This window comes from Sorangium sp. So ce834 (assembly GCF_051521425.1).
Classification (GTDB): domain Bacteria; phylum Myxococcota_A; class Polyangia; order Polyangiales; family Polyangiaceae; genus Sorangium; species Sorangium cellulosum_D.
The window spans coordinates 6,211,290-6,233,377 of the sequence record NZ_CP150351.1 but is presented as its reverse complement, the minus strand read 5'-3'; the positions used below and the strand labels follow the sequence as shown (position 1 = coordinate 6,233,377).

Below are 22,088 nucleotides of genomic sequence, written 5' to 3'. Positions count from 1 at the left end.
CCCGCTCATCGCTGTTCCTCGCTCTCGTTGTCTGTCTCGGCCGCGCGACCCCGCGAGCGCTGCTGCCGGCGCCGCGCCCCCTGGAGGCGCGCGAGGCTCACGGGGTCCTGCGCCGCACGCGCGGTGCCCTCGACTGCTTGGGGCCCGATGTCGCGACAGGCCGTCTCCAGGCGCGCCGCGAGGGCGGCCACGCTGCCGTGCTCGAACAGGTCGAGCACGGGGATCTCGCGGCCGAGCCGCGCCTCGAGGATCTTGTGCACCTCGACGAGCGCGAGGGACGTCGCGCCGAGATCGAGAAAGCGGGCCTTGACGCTCACCTGCGGGAGGCGCAGCACCTCGGCGACGACCCCGGCGAGCGTGCGCTCCAGATCGGTGCGCGGCGCGATGTGCTCGCCCCTGCGGTCGCTCACGTCGACCTTGGGGAGCGCGCGGCGGTCGACCTTGCCGTTGGCCGAGAGCGGCAGCGCTTCGAGCAGCCGCAGGTATCGCGGGATCATGTACAGCGGCAGTCGCTCGCGCAGGTGCTGCAGCAGCTCGGCCTCGCTTGCCTGGGCCCCCGGCCGCAGCACGGCGTACCCCACGAGCGGCTTCTGGCTGTCCTGCGCCTCCCCCTGCGCGATCACCACCGCCTCCCTCACGCTCGGGTGGTCCGCGAGCGCCGCCTCGATCTCGCCGAGCTCGATCCGATGACCGCCGACCTTCACCTGCTGGTCCTCGCGGCCCAGGATCTCCAGCACGCCGCCTTCGCGGTAGCGACCCAGGTCCCCCGTCCTGTACAGCCGCTCGCCCGTCCCCGCCCACGTCACGAAGCGCTCGGCGGTCCTGGTCGGATCGTCCCAGTAGCCGCGGGCGAGGCCGAGGCCGCCGATGTAGAGCTCTCCGGTCACGTGGTCCGGGCACTCCTCCATCCGATCGTTGAGCACGTACCAGCGCTGATTCCGCAGCGGCCGGCCGTACGGCACGCTCGTCCAGCCGGGCAGCGCGCCCTCGATTGGATGAACGATCGACCAGATCGACGCCTCCGTCGCGCCCCCGAGGCTCACGGCGCGGACGCCCGGCGCGAGCTTGCGCAGCCGTTCGGGGAGATCGACCGGGATCCAGTCGCCGCTCAGGAGCGCGACCCGCAGACGCGCGAGCGAGGCGCCGCGCCCTTCGGCGAAGTCGACGAGCATCTGCAGGAGCGCCGGCACGCTGTTCCACAGCGAGACGCGCTCGCGCTGCACCAGCGTGAGCCAGTGCTCGGGATCCTTGTCGTGGCCCCGGCCAGGCATCACCAGGCAGCCGCCCGCGGCGAGCGTGCCGAAGATGTCGTACACCGACAGGTCGAAGCTCAGCGACGAGACGCCGAGGACGCGATCGGAGGGGCCGACATCGAAGCGGGCGTTGATGTCCTCGACCGTGTTGACGGCGCTCCGGTGCTCGATGACGACGCCCTTGGGCGTGCCGGTCGAGCCGGAGGTGTAGATGATGTAGGCGACGTCCTCGGGCCTCTGCCGCGGCGCATCCCAGGTGGGCGCGCACCGGCCCGCGTCGTCCACCGTCTCGATGGCGCCGTGGCCGTGCAGCGCGAGGCGCTCCTTGACCCACGACTGCGCGAGCACGACGCGCGTCCGAGTGGCGTCGAGCAAGGCGTGGATGCGCTTCTCGGGCAGGGTCGCGTCGATGGGCACGTAGGCGCCGCCCGCCTCGAGCACGGCCAGGACGGCCACCGCCTGCTCCCAGCCGCGCTCCATCACGACCGCCACGAACTCGCCGGGGGCTACCCCGTGCGCGCGCAGGCGCGCCGCGAGCCATACGGCACGCTCGGCGAGCTCACCGTACGAGAGGCGCCGATCCTCGCAGACGATGGCCTCGCGCTCGGGGTGAGCCTGCGCGTTGCGGCAGAAGGCGCTGTGCAGCAGGTCGCCGCTCTCCGGCGCTGCGGTGGCGTTCTGGCGCCGGCGAAGCCCGGCTTGCTCGGCGGGCAGGCCGACCGGGCTCGCCTCCTGCCACGCCGGGGAGCCCTCCTCGCCGAGCCGCTCGAGCAGCCCCAGGTACGCCGTGAACATCGCGTCCAGCACCCCCGGCGCGAACGCCTCCTCCACCGTGTCCCAGGCGAGGACCAGCGCGCCGCGGTCCTCGTGGAGCTGGTGGTCCAGGAGCACCTGAGGTGTCTGCGTGACCGTGTACGTGAGCTCGCCGAGGTGACCGGCCGGCGCGACGTCGCGACCGGCGGGGCCGGTCGCGAGCATGCTGGTGAACACCACCGGCATGAGCGCGGCCCCGACACGGCGGTGGACGTGGGCGTAGTGGCGGAGCGCGTGCATCCCGCTCACCCGGCGGTGCTCGAGATCGCGCAGGAAGCTCTCCTGAAGGGCGCGCACGCGCTCGGCGAAGGTCGCGCCGTCGTCGCGTACCTCGACCAGGAGCGTGCTGGTGAAGTCGCCGGCGATGCGGTCGACCTCGGGATGGACCGGTTGCCGATCGAAGAGGGTCAGGTTGACGGTGAAGTCGCGCCGCCTGCCGAAGCGGCGCAGCACCTCGGCGAACGCCGCCAGCACCAGCACGGACGACGTCGCGCCGAGCGCCCGACTCCGGTCCTTGAGCCGCGACCATACCGCAGGCTCCAGGCGGCGTTGCCGCCGGACGAAGCGCGGGCGCTCGACGTCGGAGACCCGCACGCAGAGCGGCAGCTCGGGCGCCGGCGGCAGGGTCTCGGCGCGGATCCTCCAGTAGCGCTCGGACTCGCGCCACGCCTCGGCGTCCTGCTGCGCGCGCAGGGTGAGCACATAGTCGCGGAAGGAGACCGCGAGCGGCGGGGGATCGAACCCGGGATCCTCGTAGAAGCGGCGGATCTCGCCCTGCAGGAGCGCCGCGCTGTGGCCGTCGAGGAGCAGCGCGTCCGAGCTGATGTGAATGCGCGCGCGCCCGTCGTCGAGCCGAGACACGCGGACCGCGAACATGGGCCAGCGGTGCGGGTCCGGTACCCGATGGGACATCGCGTCGCGGACCTCCCGGAGCGCCTGCTCACGCTCCTCGGGCGCCTTGCGGCGGAGGTCGGTCACGTCGACGCGGAAGCGCGGGACCTCGCGGAGGATGGTCTGCGTCCCGCCAGGGCTCACCACGGCGCGCAGCATGTCGTGCCGCGCGACGGCCCGATTCCACGCCTCCTCGTAGCGCTCGACGTCGAGGCCCTCGACGTCGAACTCCTGGTAGCCGTGGCACGCGACGTTACCGAGCTCGAAATGCCCGCTCCGCCCGAGGAAATACGCCTCCTGCACGTCCGTCAGGGGGAAGGGCTCGTTCCGCCGTTCCAGGTCCACGCGGAGCATCGGGCCGGCGCTGTCGTCGAGCGCGATGCCCTGCTCGCGGAGGAGCGCCGCGACGAGCTTCTGTTGTTCATCGGACAGGTCGAAGCCTGATAGCGACATGGTGAATGCCTCCTGCGCTCAAGGATTCCGGGCAGCGTCGAGGGCGCGCGTGACCTCGTCCGGGCTCATGCGCTTGACCTTCTGGACGGCGGTCGCGATGGCCATCGCCCGCCCCTCGACGGGGTCCACCTCGATGATGGCCTGGGCGAGCCGGGCGATCGTCGATGCCGCGAAGAACCGCGCGATGGGCAGCTTCACGTGGAAGCTCTCCGCGATGCGCGCCACGAGCGGCATCGCCGCGAGCGACTCTCCGCCGAGATCGCGGAACGCGTCGTGGATCCCGATGGGCTCGACGCCGAGCGCGTCCTGCCAGATGCTGACGAGGCAGCGCTCGAGATCGCTCCTCGGCGGCGCATAGCTCACGCCCAGCGCCGGCCGGCCCGCGGCCCGGCGTGCAGGGCGCGGCGGGGCGGGGTCCGCGAGCCGCTGCGGGCTCTCCGCTCCTCCCGTCGCGACCGACGTCGAGCGCCGCTGGATCTGCTCCCATCGCGCCGCGAGATCGACGGTGGAGACGACGACCTGTCCGGCCGCGCGGAGCGACAGGATGGCATCCAGCGCCTCGCCGCCCTCTCCCGGCCGGATCGCGGTCGAGGTCGGTGACGCGGCGGAGGACTGCCATGCATCCCAGTCGACCGCGATCCAGGGGGTGTCGCCCTTCCGGCTGCGCTCGACCGCGAACGCGTCCATGAAGTGGTTGGCAGCCGCATAAGCTGCGAAGCCGATTCCCCCGAGGATCGTCGAGAGCGACGAGCAGAGCAGCACGAAGTCGAGCTCTCGCGAGAGCACCCGGTCGAGCACGCGCGTCCCCTGCACCTTGGCGCGGAAATGCGCGCGGGCGTGCTCGGGCCCGGTCTCCCGTGCGTCGCGGAAGATCTCCGGCCCGACCGTCCCGGCCGCGTGAATGACCCCGTGGAGCGCGCCGAAGCGGCGGTACGCCTCCGCGACCACGCCCGCCATCCGCTCCTCGTCGGCGACGTCTGCAGGTATGACGAGGACCTCGGCGCCGAGGCGCTCGAGGCGCTGGACCGCGGCGATCCTCCTGCTCATCCGATCTTCCGGGTCGTGCGACCGAATCCACGCATCCCACGCGTCTCGCGGGATCAGGCCTGCACGGCTGGTCAAGATCAGCCGTGCCCGCGCGGCGCGCGCGAGGTGCTCCGAGAGCGCCACGCCGACGGCGCCGAGACCACCGACGACGAGGTAGACGCCGCGCTCGCGCAGCCGCGGCCGCGCGGCTGAGGGGGAGAGACGGATCGGCTCGAAGGCGGCGACCCAGCGGTGGAGGTTCCGGTAGGCGACGTAGGGAGCGGCGGACGCCGACTTCCGGCCCATGTCGAAAGGCGCGGCAACGGCCGATTCACGATCGATGTGAACGCCATTGTCGCCGCCCGCGCCGAGCTCGCGAAGGAGGTGCTCCACGAGGCCTGTCCCGCGGCGGGTAACATCGACGACCCGGCACCTCAGCGACGGGATCTCCTGCGGGAGAACACAGCACGCGCTCAGCAGCGTCGCCTTGTCCGCCATGATGGGCTCGTCGCCCAGCACCGAGAAGAGCTGGTCCGTCAGCACGACGACGTGAACGGCGCCGCCCGCGCCTCGGGCTGCGATCGCCTGCGCGAGGAGCAGGAGCCCGAAGAAGCCGAGGCGCTGCTGTTCCTCGAAGGTCTGCGGCCCCGCGTGGTCCTCGGTCAGGCTCCAGAGGTGGAGCACGCTCCACGGAGCCGCGCCGCTCGCGGAGACCTCCTCCAGCAGCCGATCATGGTCGGCGCGCGACGACGGATCGATCTGGAAACGTTTCGCGCCGACCCTGGCGAACGCGGCGCCCGGGCTCACGACGACGATCTCGTTCGACCTCTGCTCGAGCGCTTCGATGAGCGCCGCAGCGAGCCGGGATGGATCCGCGAAGACGAGCCAGCGTCGACGCTCCGTCGGGCTCTCGCCGATCGGCGGCGAGCGCCTCCACGACGGAGCGTAGAGCCACTCCGCCACCGGGCGCCGCTCTGCCGCGGCCCCCCGCGCCGGTGCGTGCTCGGACGCCGGCGCGTCGATCCAGTGGCGTTGACGCTCGAATGGGTAGGTCGGCAGCGGGACACGGCCGACATCCGCACGCCCCGCCCACTCGGCGCGAAAGTCGACCGGCGCGCCCGCGAGCCACGCGCGCCCGAGGCGCTCCTTCGCAGTGGCGCGCGCATCCGCGCTGCCCGCCGCCGGCGCTTCGACCGAGAGGCCCTCGCCCTCGACGAAGCGCATCGAGTCCGTCAGCGCGCGCGCCGCGTCTGCGACGTCGTGCGCCACGACGAACCGCCGGTGCTCGAACGTCCTGCGGCCGACCTGCAAGGTGTAAGCGACATCGGCGAGCCGCAGCCCGGGCGTCCGCGCGAGGTGCTCCGCGAGCCGCTGGCACGCCGCCTCGAGCGCGGCTTGAGACCGCGCCGAGATCACCAGGAGCTCCGGCGCCGGCGCCCCGGACCGCGCGCGCTCCGCGGGGGGCGGCTCTTCGAGCACCACGTGCGCATTCGTGCCGCCGATCCCGAGGGAGCTGACCGCGGCGCGCCGCGGGCCGCGCAGAGGCGCGGGGAAGCTCTCCCCGCGCGACAGCACGGAGAATCCCAGCTCCTCGATCCGCGCTGCCGGGTTCGCTCGCTTGTAGTGGAGCGTCGCCGGCAGATAGCGATGCTTCAGGCAGAGCGCCGCCTTGATCAGGCCGGCCACCCCTGCTGCGGCGTCGAGGTGCCCGATGTTCGACTTCACGGACCCGAGGACGCAACGCGCGCCGGCCGCTCGCCCGTAATAGCGGCCGAGCGCCTCCACCTCGATCGGATCGCCGAGCCGCGTGCCCGTCCCGTGCGCCTCGACGTAGGCCACCGTGCCTGGATCGACCCCCGCGAGCGCGAGCGCCTCGCCGATGACCTTCTGCTGGCCGGCGACGCTCGGCGCCGTATACCCGACCTTCCCCGACCCATCGTTGTTGATCGCGAAGCCGCGGATCGACGCGTGAATCGTGTCGCGATCCGCGATCGCCTCGGAGAGGCGCTTCAGCACGACGACCGCGACGCCGTTGCCCTCGACGAAGCCCGATGCTTCCGCGTCGAAGGGCCGGCACCTGCCGTCCCCCGAGAGGAGCCCCTCCTCGGGGTCCGTCCAGTATCCCACGTCCTGCTTCGCGCGGAGGCCGACCCCGCCGACCACGGCGAGATCGCACTGCTCGTTCAGCAACGCTTGCGCCGCCGACGCGACACCGACCAGCGAGCTCGAACAGGCCGTCTGCACCGACACGCTCGGGCCGGTGAGGTTGAGCTTGTACGAGACGCGCGTCGCCAGGTAGTCCTTGTCGTTGCCGATCACGACCTCGAGGTGCCTGGCGATGTCTTCGTAGAGCGGCGCGCGGCAGACGTTGTACAGGTACGTATTGAAGTTCGCGCTCGCGTACACGCCGATCGTGCCGCGCGTCTCGTCGACGTAGCCGGCATGCTCGAGCGCCTCCCAGGCGCACTCCAGGAACAGCCGGTGCTGCGGGTCGGTCACCGCGGCCTCGCGGGGCGTCATCGCGAAGAACCCGGCATCGAAGCCGGCGATGTCATCGAGGATGTACCCCGCGTCGACATACCGTCGCCCGCCTTCTCGCAGCGTCGGCCCGCCATGGAACCGCGTGAGCACGTCCCGCCCCGCGACGAGGTCGTCCCAGAACGCGCCGACGCTGGCCGCTCCGGGGAAACGGCCGGCCATTCCGATGATGGCGACCCCCAGGTCAGAATCACCGGATCCATCCTGATGATCAGCGCTGCTGTCCACGGCATCCCTCCTTGAGCTGGTCATCCCTCAGGTCCCCCGACGCCGGAGGCGCACCGCCGCCGCGCGGCGGCGCTGGGCCCGTTCCTCCGGAGGGACCTGCGAAGGCTGAGTCCCGACTCCAGCCGGCGCCGCGTCCATCGCCCCGCCGCCCGGCGCCGCTGCCTTGCGGATGTAATCTGCGATGGCGCGCACCGTCGGGTGCGCGAAGACGGCGACGATCGGGAGCTCGACGCCGAAGCGCGCTTCGAGCCGGGTCAGCACATGGATCGCCGAGACAGAATCGCCGCCGATGTCGAAGAAGTTCCGGGTAACGTCAATCGATGCTTCCGGCCGGCCGAGCACCTCGCTGAAGACGCCGCGGATGGCCGTCTCCATCTCGTCCTGCGGCTGCGCCGCCGGCAACGCTGCGTCGGGTGCGCTGCACAGGCGGGCGAGAGCAGGCCGATCGACCTTGCCGTTCGACGTGAGCGGCAGCTCGCGCACGATGCGCAGCGACGACGGGACCATGTACTCGGGCAGATGGCGCGCGAGGTGCGCCCGGAGTTCGCCCGTACCGACGGCCGCCTCCTCGAGCACCACGCCGGCGACGAGCCGCCGTCCGCGCGCCGCCTCGGGGGCGGCGACCGCGCAGGCCCTGACGCCGGGACAGCGCTGCAGCACCGCCTCGATCTCGCCGAGCTCGACACGGTAGCCGTTGATCTTGACCTGCTGATCCTGACGGCCGAGGAACTCGATCTCGCCGTTCGGGAGCGTGCGTCCGAGGTCGCCTGTGCGGTAGAGGCGCTCGCCGGTCACGGGGTGGACGATGAACGACGCCGCGGTGCGCTCCGGGTCGTTCAGGTAGCCCCGCGCGACGCCGACTCCCCCGATGAACAGCTCCCCGACAGCCCACGTGGGACGCCTCCGGAGCTGGGCGTCCAGCACCTCGACGCTCTGGTGAGCGAGGGCCCGGCCGTACGGGATGCTGCGCCACGACGGGTCGACCTCGCCGATGACGTGGTGAATCGACCAGATCGACGCCTCGGTGGCGCCGCCGAGGCTGACGATCCGGGCGCGCGGATTCAGGCGGCGGATGCGCGCCGGCAGGTCGACCGGGATCCAGTCGCCGCTCATCAGGATGAGCCGCAAGGAGCCGAGCGCGCGCGCCGCCGCGGCATCGTCGGCCGTCTCCACCACGAGGCCCGCGAGCGATGGGACGGAGTTCCAGACGGTGACCCCGTGCTCCGAGAGGCATTGCCGAAAATGGCTCGGATCCCTCAGCTTCTCCTCGTCCGGCAGCACGACGGCACCGCCGCGGCTGAGCGGGCCGAAGACGTCGTAGACCGACAGATCGAAGCCGAGCGATGAGATGCCGAAGACGCGATCCTCCGGTCCGACGCCGAAGCGATCGTTGATGTCCTCCACGGTGTTGACCGCGCTCCGGTGCTCGATCACGACGCCCTTGGGGACCCCTGTCGAGCCGGATGTGTAGATGACGTAAGCGGGTGAGCGCGGATCCCGCCGCGGCGGGACAGCGGTGACCTGGCGCGACAGCTCGCGCTCGTCGATCCCGATGCAGCGCGTCCCGGCGGGCCACGAGGGCTCGCGCGAGAAACGAGGGAGCGTCAGCACGGTGCGGATGCCCGCCTGACGCATGAGCGCGAAGCGCCGCTCGGGGGGGAGCGACGCGTCGAGCGGGACATAGGCCCGGCCCGCGATCGAGGCGCCGAGCACCGCGACGACCTGCTGCCATCCTTTCGGCAGGACGACGCCGACGAGCTCGCCGTCGTCGCGCTCGCTGGCGATGGCGGCCGCGACCCCGCGCGCCAGCCCGAGCAGCTCGCCATAGCGCAGCTCGCGCTCGCTCGCGACGACCGCGACGCGCTCCGGCGCCCTCGCAGCCCAGGTCACGAACGCGTCGTGGAGCAGCGCCTCGGGCCCGCAGGACCGGACGACCTCCGGCACGGCCGTGGGCGGAGCGCCTGGCACCCAGGCCGCTTGTCTCCAGGCGTCGTCCTCTCGCGCGAGCCGCTCGATCGCGCCGCAGAACGCCTCGAACATGGCGTCCAGGACGCCCGGCGGGAACAGCTCTTCGACGGCGTCCCAGTACGCGACGAGCCGGCCGCCGCGGTCCACGACCTGGAGATCGATCCACACCTGCGGCGTCTGCGTGATCGCCTCGACCTCCCGGCCGAACCGCTCGATCGCCGCAGCATCTCGCCCGAGCGCCTCGAACCCGAGCTCGCTCGTGAACACGACCGGCGCGAAGACCCGCTCGCGACGGCTCGCGCAGTCGCGGAGCACCTCGACGCCGCTGTAGAGCCGGTGATCGAGGTCCTTCCAGAGCTGTCGCTGAAGGGCCTGCGCGCGCTCGAGGAAGCTCCGGCCCCCGTGATGATCGACCTCGAGCAGCGTCACCGACGTGAAGTCGCCAACGATGTGCTCCATGTCGTCGCAGAGCGGAAGTCGGTTGAAGAGCGTCAGGTTGAGGCAGTAACGAGGCGACTTGCTCCATGCGGAGAGGACCTCGGCATAGACGCTGAGCAGGGTCGCGGCCTCGGTGAGCCCGGCATCGTTGGCTCTCCGCCGGAGCGAGAGCCAATCTTCGGGCGCGAGCTCGAAGCGACGGCGTCGAAACCTCGGTCGCTGGACGGTCCGCGGATCGACCGCGAGCGGCAGCTCGGGCCCGGGCGGCAAGGAGGCGGCGCGCTCTCGCCAGTAGGCGGCGGATGCGGCGTACGCCTCGGTGCGCTTGAGCTCGTGGAGCGCGACCACGTAGTCCCGGAAGGACGCGGCGCTCGGCAGGAGGCGCCGACCCGGATCCTCGTAGAGGCGGTGCCACTCCTCCACGACGCGGAGCAGGCTCTGCGCGTCCAGGATGAGGGCGTCGAAGCTCAGGTGGAGCCGCTGCGCGCCGCCGGGGAGCCGCGTCACCCGGAGATCGAACAGCGGCCATTGCTCGGCGGGGCGCACCTGATGGGACAGCTCGCCGCGGATGCGCTCGATGTGGGCGCCCACCTCGCCGGGGCTCGCGTCGCGGAGGTCGTACGCAGCGATCTCGTAGGGCGGAACGTCCTCCAGGACCTCCTGACGGCCGTCCGAGCGGATGACCGCGCGGAGCATCGGATGGTGCGCCACGACCCTGCGCCACGCATGCTCGAGGCGCGCCACATCGAACGTCCCCTCCAGCTCGAAGTAGAGGTGCGCGGATACGCCGCCGAGCTCGAAGATCTCGTGGCGCCCCAGCCAGTAGGCGTGCTGCACGTCGGTGAGCGGGAAGGGCTCGTGCGCCTCGGCCGGCCGCGCGAGGGCTCGCGGGAGGGAACGCACGCCGAGCGCCTCCGTCCGGAGATACCGCTGCTCGATCCGCCGGCAGAACGACGCGAGCGTGGGCGCCTCGACGAGGTCGGTGAGGCTCGCGCGGACCGCGAAGGCGCGCTCGACCTCGGCGAGGACCGAGAGCGCCGCGATGGAGTGGCCCCCCAGGGCGAAGAAGCTGTCTTCCTCACCGACCGACGCGACGCCGAGCGCCCTCGCCCAGAGGAGCGCCATGCTGCCGGCGAACGACGCGCTCTCCGCTGCCGCCCCCGTCCTGCCTGCGTCCGGGGACGGCAGCCGGCCTCGATCGATCTTGCCGTTCAGCGTGAGCGGCAGCTCGCGCAGCAGGATCAGCTGGCTCGGCGTCATGTACGCCGGGAGCCGCTCCGCCGTGAACGCCAGGATCTCCTCCTCGGCAGGTGGATCCTCGGCGCTCACCGGGACCGCATAGGCGACGATCCGCTCGCCTGCGGACGAGGCGTGGAGCACCGCGAAGGCCGTCTTCAGGCGCGGGTGAGCGGCGATATTGGCCTCGATGTCGCCGAGCTCGATCCGGTGCCCGCGCAGCTTGACCTGGTGATCGATGCGCCCGAGGAAGTCGATGTTCCCGTCGGGCCGGAGACGCGCGAGATCGCCGGTGCGGTAGAGGCGTCCCCCCTCCGGCGGCCCCGGCGGACGGCTGTCGCCTGCGGCGCTCGCGTCGAACGGGTCGCGGATGAACCGGGACCGGGTGAGCTCAGGCCGGTTGTGATACCCCCGCGCGACCCCGGCGCCCCCGATGTACAGCTCTCCCACGGCGCCCGGAGGCACCGGCTGGAGTGTCTCATCGAGGAGATGGACATGCACGTTCGCGATCGGCCTCCCGATGTGGGGAGGTCGCTGGTCGTCGCCCGGCGCCGCCGGCACCCTGCCCCAGGTCGCGATGATCGTCGCCTCGGTGGGCCCGTACAGGTTATGGACCTCGAACGGCAGCTCCGGGGGCGGATACGTACGCAGGCGATCGCCTGCCACCAGCATCTTCTCCACGGAGAGCGCCGGCGGCAGGGGCTCTCGAAGGAGCGTCTCGGCGAGCGGCGTCGGCAAGATGCAGTGGGTGATCGCCTCCTCCGCCATCCAGCGATAGAGAGCGCCCGGCCTGCCATAGTCGGCGCGGTCGGCGAAATGCAGGCTCGCTCCGCTCACGAGCGTCGGCCAGATCTCCCAGACGCTCATGTCGAAGGAGGGCGCGATGACCTGGCTCACCCGATCACGCGGACCGAGCCCGAACGTCGCGATATCCCAGAGGACATAGTTGACGATCGCGCGGTGCTCGATCATCACCCCCTTGGGCTCGCCGGTCGATCCCGACGTGTAGATGAGGTAAGCCAGGTCGCCCGCGGCGGGCGGTTGCCATCGGTCCCGTGCTTCCGGCGCCGCGGCCTCCTTCACGCACCTCTCTTCGCCGTCGGGCCGGTCGATCCGCAAGACGACCTTGGCCTCGATCCCTGCGCCGGCGCCGTCCGCGAGCAGGATCTCGGCGCCTGCGTCCTCGATCATGAAGGACAGCCGTTGCCGCGGATACCGCGGATCCAGCGGCAGGTAGGCGCCGCCGGCGAGCATCACGGCTAGCTGGGCCACCACCATCTCCGGGCCTGGTGTACAGCAGACGGCCACGAAGCTCCCTGGCCGCACGCCGCGGCTGCGCAGCCTTCGTGCGAGCTCGGAGGCGCGCTCCAGGAGCTCACGATAGGAGTAGGCCTTGCGGCGATCGATGAGCGCCAGCTTGTCCGCGTGGCGGCGAGCGCTCTGCTCGACGAGCAGGTGGAGCAGCCCCGCGTCCGCCGCCGCGCCGGCGCCGGCGCCGCTCGGGTGTGACGAGCCTGTGATCATGGGATCACCCGTTTTCCCCTTCATGGTAGGCGTCCCGCGGCTCAGCGCGCGCGCACGAGGCCTGTCACAAGTCCCTTGACCAGGATCCCCTTCACGGGATCCGATTCGGCGGTCATGTCTTGCAACGTCGTGTTGCTGTAGTCCGCGCTCGAATCGGTCGCGAAGGCATGGCTGTCCGCGAGCAGGTACTTCACCACCCCCGAGCTAGGCGGGACGCCCTCTGCGACCGTCGCGGCGGTCGTGATCGACTCGAGGTCGATCTTCCACCAGCGCCATGCGGCGGCGGCGTAGAGCGACAGCGCATCCGTCGCCGGGGAGACGGCGAACAAGCTCTCGTCGTAAGCGCGCAGGTACGCCGTGCTGCCCGGGCCGGGTACGATGCCGCCGCCGGGGAAGCCCCCCGTGAGGTCCGAGACATTGACGAAGAAATCCGGATCGAACGTATCCTCGCCCGCGCGCATGCGGATCAGGCAGCCTGTCTTGCTGGCTGCATCCCCGCCGATGACGTTCACCGCCGCGTTGTAGGGATCGCTCCCCAGGTAGAGGTCGCCCGAGGGTGCGATCGTCGAGTTCGACACGCCACCGCAGCGCTCGTCGTGCACGTAGGTAACCTTGTCCGTCTCGACGTCGATGAGGGCCGCCGACGTCTCGGGGAGGATCTTGCTGAAGTTCTGGTCGTAGTAGAGCGCGATGACGACGAGCTGGTTACCCCTGCGCTTGGGGAGGTAGTCGAAATAGGGGATCCACCCCTCGCGCTTCAGCCCTCCGAGGTCGATGGCCTTCTTGATCACCATCTCTTCGGGGTCCCACGCGATCGCCTGGAGCGATGTGTCGTCGAGCAGGTAAGCCTTCCTCTCGGAGACGAAGTGCACCGATCGCGTCGATGCACCCCCGGCGACGCCGAAGCGATCGAAGCGGAGCTCCTGCGCTGCCTCGAGCCTGCCCGACGGATCGAGATCATAACGCGTGAGCTGCGGGGTCTGCAGCAAGAGGGCATAGACGCTCGTTCCACCCTCGATCCCGAAGAGGTGCGCCTGGTCGGGGATCTCGACGGCCTGCGCGTAGTCGATGGTCTGGCCGTCATCGAGGGAGGGCGTCAGGACAAGCAGCGACGTCGCGTCCTGCCCCACCTGGAGCATCGTCGTCATCGCGTAGAGCGGGCCGCTCGGGAACGCGCCCGCGCTGCCGTGCTGCTGCTCGTCGCTCCCGCAACCGGCGACGCTTGCGGCGAGCGAGAGCGCCGCAAGCGTCGCCTCGATACAGCCTGTTCTGGGCGAGTCGAACGTTCGCATGGTTCTCTCCGTCATCCAACGCATGGTCTCCTGCGGGCCAGGCGTCAAAGCTCGATCATTCCCTTGAAATAAACTGCGCGCCCCGGCTTCTGAACGCCGTAGAAATCGTGCGCCTTCGCGTCCGTGATGTTCTGCACTTCCAACGTCGAGCTGACCGTCGTCGCGCCATGGACCACGTACGTCAGATCAGCTGCATGAAGGAATTGCGCTTCGATCACAGGCTTGTCCTCGCGACGCGCGATGCTCTCCCAGAACCGGAAGAACTCGTGCGTGTAGCGGGTCGTCCAGCCCAAGGCGAGCTGATCGCCTGGCGTCGCGACAGAGGACAGCTGGGCGCGCGCCCTCGCGCTCCCGAACAGCCAGGGGAGGTTCGGGATGCGGTCCCCGGCCATCTCGGCGAATTCCCCCTCGGTGGAGGTGTTGCGGAGGTCCTGATAGGTCGCGCTCACCTCCACGCTCAAGTAGGAGCCAGGCGACATCCAGGCCGCTTGTCCTTCGGCCCCGAGCGCACGCGCCGATTGCACGTTCCGGTGCTGGAAGTACATGTTGCCTCCACGGAGGTAGACAAAGTCCTCGGCCCACCGAGCAAAGGCGTTGACCTCCCCGCTGAACGATCCGAGACCTTTCTTCCGGCGCGAGAGCCCGAGCCCGAGGTTTCCATTGTGACTCGTCTCCGGCCGGAGCTCGGGGTTCGGCTGGATGAGGATGCCGTTGCCGAAGATCTCGTCGGCGCTCGGCAGGCGCGTCGCTGCCTCGTACGACACCTTCGCGTAGAGCCAGTCGGTCAGATGGAATCTCACCCCGTCGCCGGCTCCCGCCCGGAGCGCGTCCACGGCAACAGGGACGAGGGCATTGCCCGCGAGCACCTGATCCGACGCGGCGTGCATCAGGTAACCTTTCACGAAGGCGACGTTCTGCAGCCGGTCCTCGAGGAAGCTCGCGTCGAGCTCGAGGCCGCCCACGAGCTTGACCAGGTCGCGGCGGGCCGCGAGCGGGTCGGCTTCGTCGGGCGCGAGCTTCGCGCGCTCCACCCCGGCGCTCGTGACGAAGGTCGGGGAGACGTTGAGCCGCACGGCGCGCTGCGGTCCTGCTTGCCATGTGACGTGTATCCTTCCGAGAAGGCTGTCCTGCCAGATCGTCTGGTCCCGCGCCCGCCCGTCGATCTCACCCGGCCTGCGCCGCTCCCCCACGACGCGGCCGTCCCAGTCGTACACGGCGCTGGAGGTGTCCTGGAAATCGATCACCCGCCGCGAGCCGCTGGCGAGGAGCTCGAGGTCGAGGTCATGCCACAGGGCCTCGGGCTGTGCGTAGCGGAGCGTTGCCCCGTAGAGCTCCTCGCCGTAGGTCACCGCCCCGTACGGCGTCGTCATGAGCACGTTGTGCTGGAGCTCCTTGTCATACTGAGAGGCGAACGCGCGGAGCGTCAGCCGCTTCACCCACGCACGATCGACGAGTCCAACGTCGATCGAAGCGCCGCGTGCACCGTAGGCGTCATGCCCCCGGCGCACGGTCGCACGCAGAGGGCGTCCTGTCCCTGCATCCGGGATCTCAACGTCGGTGGGATAGTCGTTCCGCGCGGAGTCGATGAACGCGTTCCCGGCAGCAAAGAAGCCGCTCTCCTCGTGACGGTAACGAGCACCCAGGGTCGCGCGGTGGGTGGCGAACGAGCCGACCTGGTACGAAAGATCAGCGCCCGTTTCGTAGTAACTCTTCGGGGTGACCAGGTCGACCGCGCCGCCGAGGGTGTCGGCGCCGAAGCGGATCGGGACGACCCCTCGGTAGATCTCGATGCGTTCGACGAGGTTGACCGGCACGCCGGTGATCCCAGAGGCGAACCCCGCGAGCTCGATCGGAACACCGTCCAGAAACACGCGGATCTGATCGCTGTAGAATCCGTTGAGCGAGAACCGCGCGCTGGTGCCGAGGCCGCCCGCGCGAGCGACGCTCACGCCCTGAACCTGGCTCATGACGTCGCCCATGTCCGCCGCCCGCCGCTTCGTGCGCGCGAGCTCCAGGATGGAGACAGCCTCTGCGGACTCTCGATGCTCCTGCACCTCACCCTTCCGCGCCCTCACCGTGACCTCTATCGGAGCGGCAGCGACTGGGGCCGCGGCGTCGCCAACGGCTCCGGCCGGTTCGGGTGGAGGCACAACCTGCGCCACGGCGAGCCGAGAGGGCAACGAGAAGGACAACGCGGCGACCAAGAAGCATGCACGGCGGCGGAGCGTTCCTCTTGCAAGGGCCGGTAGCACGATCACTTCCATACGTGACACGCAATGAAACAGACACGGCGGGCGCTGCGAATCAAGACAAAAGAAACAAAGTGATCCTCTGCTCACCTTGAACAAGGGACATGGACGCACCTCGAGCAGGGCTCTCCATCCGCACGTGGTCGTGGACGCGAGGTGCTCCTCGGGGGCTGCGACAAATCTGGCCAATCTGCTCGAGCGCCTGCGCTCAGCTTCGCTGCCCCGGCGCACACGGCATACGCAGGCGACCCCCTGCATGTCGGCGGAAAATTCTTGGCGAGCATTCGCCCCTCGTTTGTCGTCCTCGTCTGGAGCGGTATCGAGCCGCTGACGTTGAATCTGCGAGGAGGAGAGGCCTGCCGACGGCGTAGGATGCGCTGGGCCATTGAAAAAGGCTCGGACAGACCATTCTCCCCCGCGGGCGAAAGAGAGGCATCGCGGGAGGGGATCGGAGCCGAGCCGGGCGCAGGACTACGCCGAGTCGGACCTCCCCGCCTCCCTCGAGGCTTCCAGGTCAAAACCGGCGCGGGATGTCTCCCCGACGCAGGATGTTGGCAGGTCTTCGGGCTCGCGAGCGTTCCGGCTGGCGCCGGGTTCCTACGGTCCACCGCTTCCCAGCCAGGAGGCCAGTGCTCGTCGTGGAGATCGTTCTCGCTTACCGCTGCGGGGCAGCCCCGGATTCGCACCGGGTTCCCTTTTGAGCCCTTGGCCGAAGCCAAGGGCACCAACACGAGGCACTACATATTGCGGTGCGGGGCGCAGGTCAAGCGAGATGTTGCGCAGGGAGCCGGACGAGGGGAGCGACTACCGCCTTCCAGTGAGGGTGTGCTCACGCGTCGCGCGCCCGGAGCTCGTCGTCGAGGCGCTCGTCATATTCGTCGCGAACGGCCGCCGCGACGGCGCCGCTCGACGGGGCGGGCTGCGCGGCGCCGCGCCTCCACGAGCGCAGCAGGGCGAAGACCCCGAGGAAGGTCACCGCGATGCCCAGCATCAATGCCAGCGCGACCTTGCCGAGGACGCCGGACGAAGGCGCCGCGCGGAGGCGGTCGCCATAACGCGCCACGAGGTCCTGCTCGATGGAGTCGGCCGCCTCTCCCCGGCGGAGGCGGGCGCGGATCTCGCGACGAAGATCGCTCGCCACCGCGGATTCGTGCACGTCGAGCGTCTGATTCCAGCAACAAGGCGCGAGCAGGCGCGCCGCGAGCGCCTTCTCGCCGGGCGCGGGGGCCGAGTCGACGAGCTCGGTCGCGGCCTCGCTGGGCGTCGCCGGCTCGGCCCTGCCGCTGAGCGCGATGCCCGCGATGGCGGCGGCGAGCGCCGCCGCGCGGCGCCCGCGCGAGCTCCGCAGAGGCCGGAGACGCAGGGGCGAGCTCACCGCGCGCGCGCCGTGAGGGGAACGGGCCGGGTCATCCTCCAACGCGCCGTGCTCTCGCTGGGTCATGGCGAGACAGGCTAGCGCGACCGGCCGCAAGGGCCCCTGCGACACGATGTCGCGCTCGTCCCCGCGCCGCCCCATGGGCGCGCCAAAGGCCGGGATACCGCTGCATCGTTCGAGGGGATGCGACAGCGTGACGCATTGCCCGCGCCACCTCGCAACACGTAATGTCCCGCGCATGCCAAACGAGGTTCTCTGCTCCACGTCTCGTGGGTCATCAGCGGCCGGCGATGGAGCGCCGGCCCGCCGGCGCGGGCGGCTCCGGCCGGTGCAGATCGGGCTCTGGGTCACTGCGCTCGCGGGGCTCGCCGTCTTCGGCGCGGTGTCGCGCGCGCGCGAGGCGCCCGCCTCGCCGCCCGTGCTCGGCGAGATGCCGGCGTTCTCGATGACGGACCAGGACGGCCGCCCCGTCACGCGGGAGTCGCTGCGCGGGCAGACGCTGATCGTCGACTTCTTCTATGCGAGCTGTCCCGTGTCGTGCCCGAGGCTCTCGGCGCAGATGGCCGCGTTCCAGGAGCGGATCGCGCAACGCAGCGAGGCGCGCGGACAGGCGCTCCCCATCCACCTGATCTCGATCACGCTGGATCCGGAGAACGATACACCCGACGTGCTGCGCTCGTACGCGGCGCGCTACAGCAGCGGCCGCGGCGCCTGGTCGTTCCTCTCCGGCCGGAGCGAGGAGCTGAACCGCGTCGTGGTGAAGGGGTTCAAGGTGCGCTTCGAGCGAGCCGACCCGTCGGCCGGGCTCGGCGCGATCATGCACGGGGAATGGTTCGTCCTGGTCGACGGGCAGGGCCGTATCCGTGGCTACTACCAGATCGGCGATGAAGAACGAATGAACGCGCTCGTCCGCGACGCGGAGCGACTGGCCTCGAAGGAGCTGACATGAATCGATCGATGTGCTCTCGCCTCCGCGCCGTTCATCTCGCGCGGTCCCTGCTGCTCGGGGCGGCGATCGCGACGAGCCTCACGGTCTCGTGCTCGAAGGCGTCCACCGCCGCTCCGCGCGTCCACCACGCGACGGGCGCCGTCCGCTCGCTCGGCCCGGGGCGCGCCTACGTCAACATCGCGCACGACGACATCCCGGGCTACATGAGCGCGATGACGATGTCGTTCGAGCCCCAGAGCCCGTCGCAGCTCGACGGCATCGAGGTGGGCGACCGCATCGCCTTCGACTTCTACGAGACGGAGGACGCGCGACGTGTCCTTACGCGGGTCGAAAAGCGCAGGTGAGCCGACTGCAGGGCGGGGCGCGTGGCTGGTGGGCCGCTCGCTCGGCGCCGCGTTCATCGCCGCGGGGCTGGGGATCGTCACCCTCACGGCGCTCTCCTTCGCTCCGCCGGCGACCGGCGCCTTCGCTGTTCACGGGATCGAGCTCGGGATGACGGCGAGCGAGGTCGTCCGGCGCTTCGACGCTGGGCTGGCCGGCCGCTGGAGCGAGACCCCGGGCTGCGCCGGGCCTTCGATCGAGTGGTCGCGGGGCGAGGCGGCGCCCGCCAGGGCGCCCGTCTCCGCGCGCTTCGAGTTCCATGAGGGTTTGCTGATGGCCGCGCGGGTGCGCGTGACGCCGGAGGACCCGAGCGCGCGCGGCGCGCGGCTCGAGACCTCCGCCCAGTTCGTGCTCGCGCGTGAGGCGCGAGACGACGGCTCCTCGATGATCGTGCTCCTCGCCCGCGGGTGCCCCGAGCACGAAGCGGAGGTCGAGCAGCTCCTCAGCGGCAGCTCCGTGAGGCGCTGAGTCGGCGCGGACCGCGGGCCGCCTCGGCCCCGCACGGTCGGTGCCGGACATGCATCCAGGCGCGCCGCCGCCCACGGAGCGGCGCGGATACGCGCGTTCTGCCGTGAAACGGCGATAGGGCGACGTGTCAAGTCGGCTCGATGTGACATGATGACGCAGGGGAGAGACGCTCTTGGGCCATCAAAGCTTCCGCCTACGTTGATCATGTCGAGCCGTGCTGACGAACGTTTGCCATGGCAGAAAACGTCGTGCTGGCGACACGAGCCCGTGTCCGCGCTCATTCAGGGAGCGCGCGAGGTCGACCCCGAGGAAGCCGGAGCTGCCGCTGATGACTACGGCGATCGTGTCATCGAGAACCAGGGGTCCTCTTGCTGGTGTGATTCTGGCGGTCCGGAGCCCCCCTGGTCGGGCTCATGGAATTCGTCCTCGGCGACGCGGGGCCGGAGAGACGTCCATGGAAAGCGGGTCGCGGCAACAGCGCGGCGATCCTGCTCCTCTTCCGCGCCTCCCCGCCGGTCTTCCTCCAATCCATCCTTCACCGAGGCTCATCCGCCGCAACCCTCGATCCCGGCCGAGCAGTACGAGCTCCACCAGGGGTTGCAGTCGTCGGCGTCCTGCTCGTCGCCGTTGCTCATGTCGAGCAGCTCAGCGAAGCTGGACTGGGCGTCTCCGTACCGCAGGTGCATGTGCTTGGCGGCGCCCTCCCCATGCGGCGGGCGCATGATCACGTAGTGGAACGCCTCGCAGCCGGCCCCGCCGGAGGTGAGCGCGAACTGGAGCCACACCGAGTCCGGGTACTCCGGGAAGTAGTGGGGATCCGGCGCGAAGCCCTCGTAGGAGTACGCGCATCCCTCGGCGAGCGGCATCTCGCCTTCTCGGTCGCTGTAGAACGACATCTCTCTCATCTCCTTGAGAGCCACGCGCCCCGGATTGCGCGGATCGTCCGGACACTCCGCGACCAGCGGGTCCGACGTGAGCTCGCCGTCCACGCCGAGGTAAGGGACATCCTTGTTCGGTTCCTCGGCGACGACCTGGTCCTTGCCGGAATCATCGTCACCACAACCGAGCAACAGCACACAAGCGAACGTCGCGCAAAGCGCGCCAGCGAGTCGAGACGTCATTTCCTAGAGGGCTCCTTCGCCATCGCGAGCCGACCGGCTCCGGTCGAAGACAGGAGGATCGAGCGGGCGAGCGACCCGTAGCACACCACACGTGTCGGTGGCACGATTTTCATATTTCGTGTTACTTGGACCGCGCCCCGCTCCGGCGGCGGGTCGGGGAGGGCGCGGCGAGCTCGGCGACGCCCGCGCCTCGCCCTCTCGCCCGCGACCCGCCCGCGCCCGGCCATGTCGGCGGCGAGGGCGCCGAGCCAGCCGTGGTGCGCCGTTGCGCCGGCGCGCGGGCGGCTGGCGGCGCCTCCGGCGGCGGGTCACAAACGGGGGGCCCATGCCGCTCAGCCATGCGCTTCTCGCGGATCCGGTCGACGACCTCATCGCGCTCCTGCGCGGCAAGCGCTTCGTGGCGCTGACCGGGGCGGGGTGCAGCACCGAGTCCGGCATCCCGGACTACCGCGGCCCCGAGACGCGGCGCCGGGCGCGCAACCCGATCCAGGGGCGGGAGTTCTCGCGCTCGGCCGAGATCCGGCAGCGCTACTGGGCGCGCGCCGTGCTCGGGTGGGAGCGGTTCTCGCGGGCCGAGCCCAACCCGGCGCACCGCGCCCTCGCGCGGCTCGAGCGGGACGGGCCGCTCGAGGGCCTCATCACGCAGAACGTCGACGGCCTGCACCACGCCGCCGGCAGCCGCCGCGTCATCGAGCTGCACGGCACGCTCGCCGAGGTCGCCTGCCTCGCGTGCGGCGCGATGGAGCCGCGCGCCGCCCTCCAGGCGCGGCTCCTCGCGCGGAACCCCGGCTGGCTGCGGCTCGCGGCCGACGTCGCCCCCGACGGCGACGCCGACCTGCCCGCCGAGCACGTGGCCGGCTTCCAGACGCCCCCCTGCCTGCGCTGCGACGGGCCGCTCAAGCCGCGCGTCGTCTTCTTCGGCGAGAACGTGGCGCGGCCGGTCGTCGACGCGGCGTTCGCGCTCGTCGACGCGGCGGAGGCGCTCCTCGTCGTGGGCTCCTCGCTGGCGGTCTTCTCGGGGTACCGCTTCGTGCTGCGCGCCGCGCAGCGGGGCATCCCGATCGCGATGGTCAACCTGGGGTCCGCGCGCGGCGAGGAGCTCGGCGCGCTCAAGGTCGAGGGCCGGGCGGGCGAGGTGCTGCCGCGCCTCGCCGAGGCGCTGGCCGGCGCGCCGCGGCCGGGGTGAGGGCGCGGGGCCGGGCGCGCCGCGCCGGACGTCAGCCGCGCCGGTACATCACGTCGGTGCGGAGCACGTACTTGCGCCCCCGCGTCACGGCGGCGCCGCGGTGGAGCCGCCGGTGCTCGAACACGAGCGCCATCCCGCGCTGCGGGACGATGCTCCGGCCGCCCCAGAAGTCGGTCGTGCCGCCCTCGAAGCCGTCGTTCAGGTAGATCATCGCGGTGAACAGGCTCCGCTCGAGCTCCGATCGCGGGAACGATCCGTCGCCGTGCCAGTCGAAGTACTCGCCCTCGGCGTACCGGTAGTAGCGGAAGCGCTCGTTCAGCCCGACTGCGCGGAGGGCGCCCCAGGTCGGCGGGGTCCACGGCGCGAGCCGCTCCCAGAGGCGCGCCGCGAGGGCCGGATCGTCCAGCATCACGCGGCCGTTGTTGCGCACCTCGAGGTTGATGACGCTGCCGCCCCCGATCGGCGCCTGCGCGAAGCCGTGCGCCTCGGCGAGCGCGATGAAGCCGTCGCACTCCTCGGGCGACAGGAGGTTCGTCACGGTGAAGATGCGGAGGTCGTCGGCGTAGGAGGTCCGCTGGGCGGGTCGTTCGGCGTGCATCGTGCTCATGCGTCGACCATGCGTCCCGGCGGACCGGATCCGGAAGGGCGGGACCGGGCAAGACCGGGCAGGACCGGGCAGCGCGGTGGACAGGACGGCGC

12 protein-coding genes and 1 riboswitch are annotated in these 22,088 nt (G+C 70.9%); of the genes, 4 read left to right on the top strand and 8 right to left on the bottom strand.

The window, feature by feature from the left end:
• Positions 1-5: 5 nt before the first annotated feature.
• The 6 genes from WMF20_RS22545 to WMF20_RS22520 form a co-directional block, all read right to left on the bottom strand.
• Positions 6-3,410: a non-ribosomal peptide synthetase gene (locus tag WMF20_RS22545; protein ID WP_437616688.1), complete on the bottom strand. Its 3,405-nt coding sequence runs from the start codon at positions 3,408-3,410 to the stop codon at positions 6-8.
• Between the two features lie 18 nt (positions 3,411-3,428).
• Positions 3,429-7,202 (bottom strand): SDR family NAD(P)-dependent oxidoreductase, encoded by a 3,774-nt coding sequence (locus WMF20_RS22540; RefSeq protein WP_437616686.1) that lies wholly within the window; start codon positions 7,200-7,202, stop codon positions 3,429-3,431.
• Between the two features lie 27 nt (positions 7,203-7,229).
• Complete coding sequence (locus WMF20_RS22535) at positions 7,230-12,368, bottom strand: amino acid adenylation domain-containing protein (protein WP_437616684.1); 5,139 nt, start codon at positions 12,366-12,368, stop codon at positions 7,230-7,232.
• 41 nt (positions 12,369-12,409) lie between these two features.
• Positions 12,410-13,660 (bottom strand): hypothetical protein, encoded by a 1,251-nt coding sequence (locus WMF20_RS22530; RefSeq protein ID WP_437616682.1) that lies wholly within the window; start codon positions 13,658-13,660, stop codon positions 12,410-12,412.
• Positions 13,661-13,704: 44 nt separating this feature from the next.
• A complete protein-coding gene (locus tag WMF20_RS22525; protein WP_437617154.1) occupies positions 13,705-15,999 on the bottom strand; it encodes a TonB-dependent receptor domain-containing protein in 2,295 nt (764 codons plus the stop codon).
• 446 nt (positions 16,000-16,445) lie between these two features.
• Positions 16,446-16,653, bottom strand: a riboswitch (cobalamin riboswitch).
• A gap of 85 nt (positions 16,654-16,738) precedes the next feature.
• Positions 16,739-17,548: a cytochrome c-type biogenesis protein gene (locus WMF20_RS22520; RefSeq protein WP_437616680.1), complete on the bottom strand. Its 810-nt coding sequence runs from the start codon at positions 17,546-17,548 to the stop codon at positions 16,739-16,741.
• Between the two features lie 64 nt (positions 17,549-17,612).
• Between WMF20_RS22520 and WMF20_RS22515 the strand changes: the two genes are divergently transcribed.
• The 3 genes from WMF20_RS22515 to WMF20_RS22505 are packed head-to-tail and all read left to right on the top strand — an operon-like array spanning position 17,613 to position 19,082.
• Positions 17,613-18,233 (top strand): SCO family protein, encoded by a 621-nt coding sequence (locus WMF20_RS22515; protein WP_437616678.1) that lies wholly within the window; start codon positions 17,613-17,615, stop codon positions 18,231-18,233.
• Positions 18,230-18,577, top strand: coding sequence for a copper-binding protein (locus WMF20_RS22510; RefSeq protein ID WP_129576285.1), 348 nt, complete (start codon positions 18,230-18,232; stop codon positions 18,575-18,577). The genes WMF20_RS22515 and WMF20_RS22510 overlap by 4 nt, the downstream gene beginning before the upstream one ends.
• Positions 18,578-18,605: 28 nt before the next feature.
• On the top strand, positions 18,606-19,082 hold the full coding sequence (locus WMF20_RS22505; RefSeq protein ID WP_437616676.1) for a hypothetical protein: 477 nt from the start codon (positions 18,606-18,608) through the stop codon (positions 19,080-19,082).
• A 545-nt stretch (positions 19,083-19,627) separates the two neighbouring features.
• On the opposite strand, the gene WMF20_RS22500 is transcribed toward WMF20_RS22505, so the two are convergent.
• Entirely contained in the window at positions 19,628-20,203 is a 576-nt protein-coding gene (locus WMF20_RS22500; protein ID WP_129576283.1) for a hypothetical protein, read from the bottom strand.
• A gap of 325 nt (positions 20,204-20,528) precedes the next feature.
• Here WMF20_RS22500 and WMF20_RS22495 point away from each other — a divergent pair, with 325 nt between their 5' ends.
• Positions 20,529-21,389, top strand: coding sequence for an NAD-dependent protein deacetylase (locus tag WMF20_RS22495; protein ID WP_437616674.1), 861 nt, complete (start codon positions 20,529-20,531; stop codon positions 21,387-21,389).
• Between the two features lie 31 nt (positions 21,390-21,420).
• Here the strand turns inward: WMF20_RS22495 and WMF20_RS22490 are convergent, their stop codons facing one another.
• A complete protein-coding gene (locus WMF20_RS22490) occupies positions 21,421-21,996 on the bottom strand; it encodes a 2OG-Fe(II) oxygenase (RefSeq protein WP_437616672.1) in 576 nt (191 codons plus the stop codon).
• Positions 21,997-22,088 lie beyond the last annotated feature (92 nt).

Coding starts and splice junctions, on each gene's coding strand:
- WMF20_RS22530 (WP_437616682.1), bottom strand. CDS start 13,660: ATGCGAACGTTCGACTCGCCCAGAACAGGCTGTATCGAGGCGACGCTT.
- WMF20_RS22545 (WP_437616688.1), bottom strand. CDS start 3,410: ATGTCGCTATCAGGCTTCGACCTGTCCGATGAACAACAGAAGCTCGTC.
- WMF20_RS22510 (WP_129576285.1), top strand. CDS start 18,230: ATGAATCGATCGATGTGCTCTCGCCTCCGCGCCGTTCATCTCGCGCGG.
- WMF20_RS22535 (WP_437616684.1), bottom strand. CDS start 12,368: ATGATCACAGGCTCGTCACACCCGAGCGGCGCCGGCGCCGGCGCGGCG.
- WMF20_RS22500 (WP_129576283.1), bottom strand. CDS start 20,203: ATGACGTCTCGACTCGCTGGCGCGCTTTGCGCGACGTTCGCTTGTGTG.
- WMF20_RS22490 (WP_437616672.1), bottom strand. CDS start 21,996: ATGAGCACGATGCACGCCGAACGACCCGCCCAGCGGACCTCCTACGCC.
- WMF20_RS22495 (WP_437616674.1), top strand. CDS start 20,529: ATGCCGCTCAGCCATGCGCTTCTCGCGGATCCGGTCGACGACCTCATC.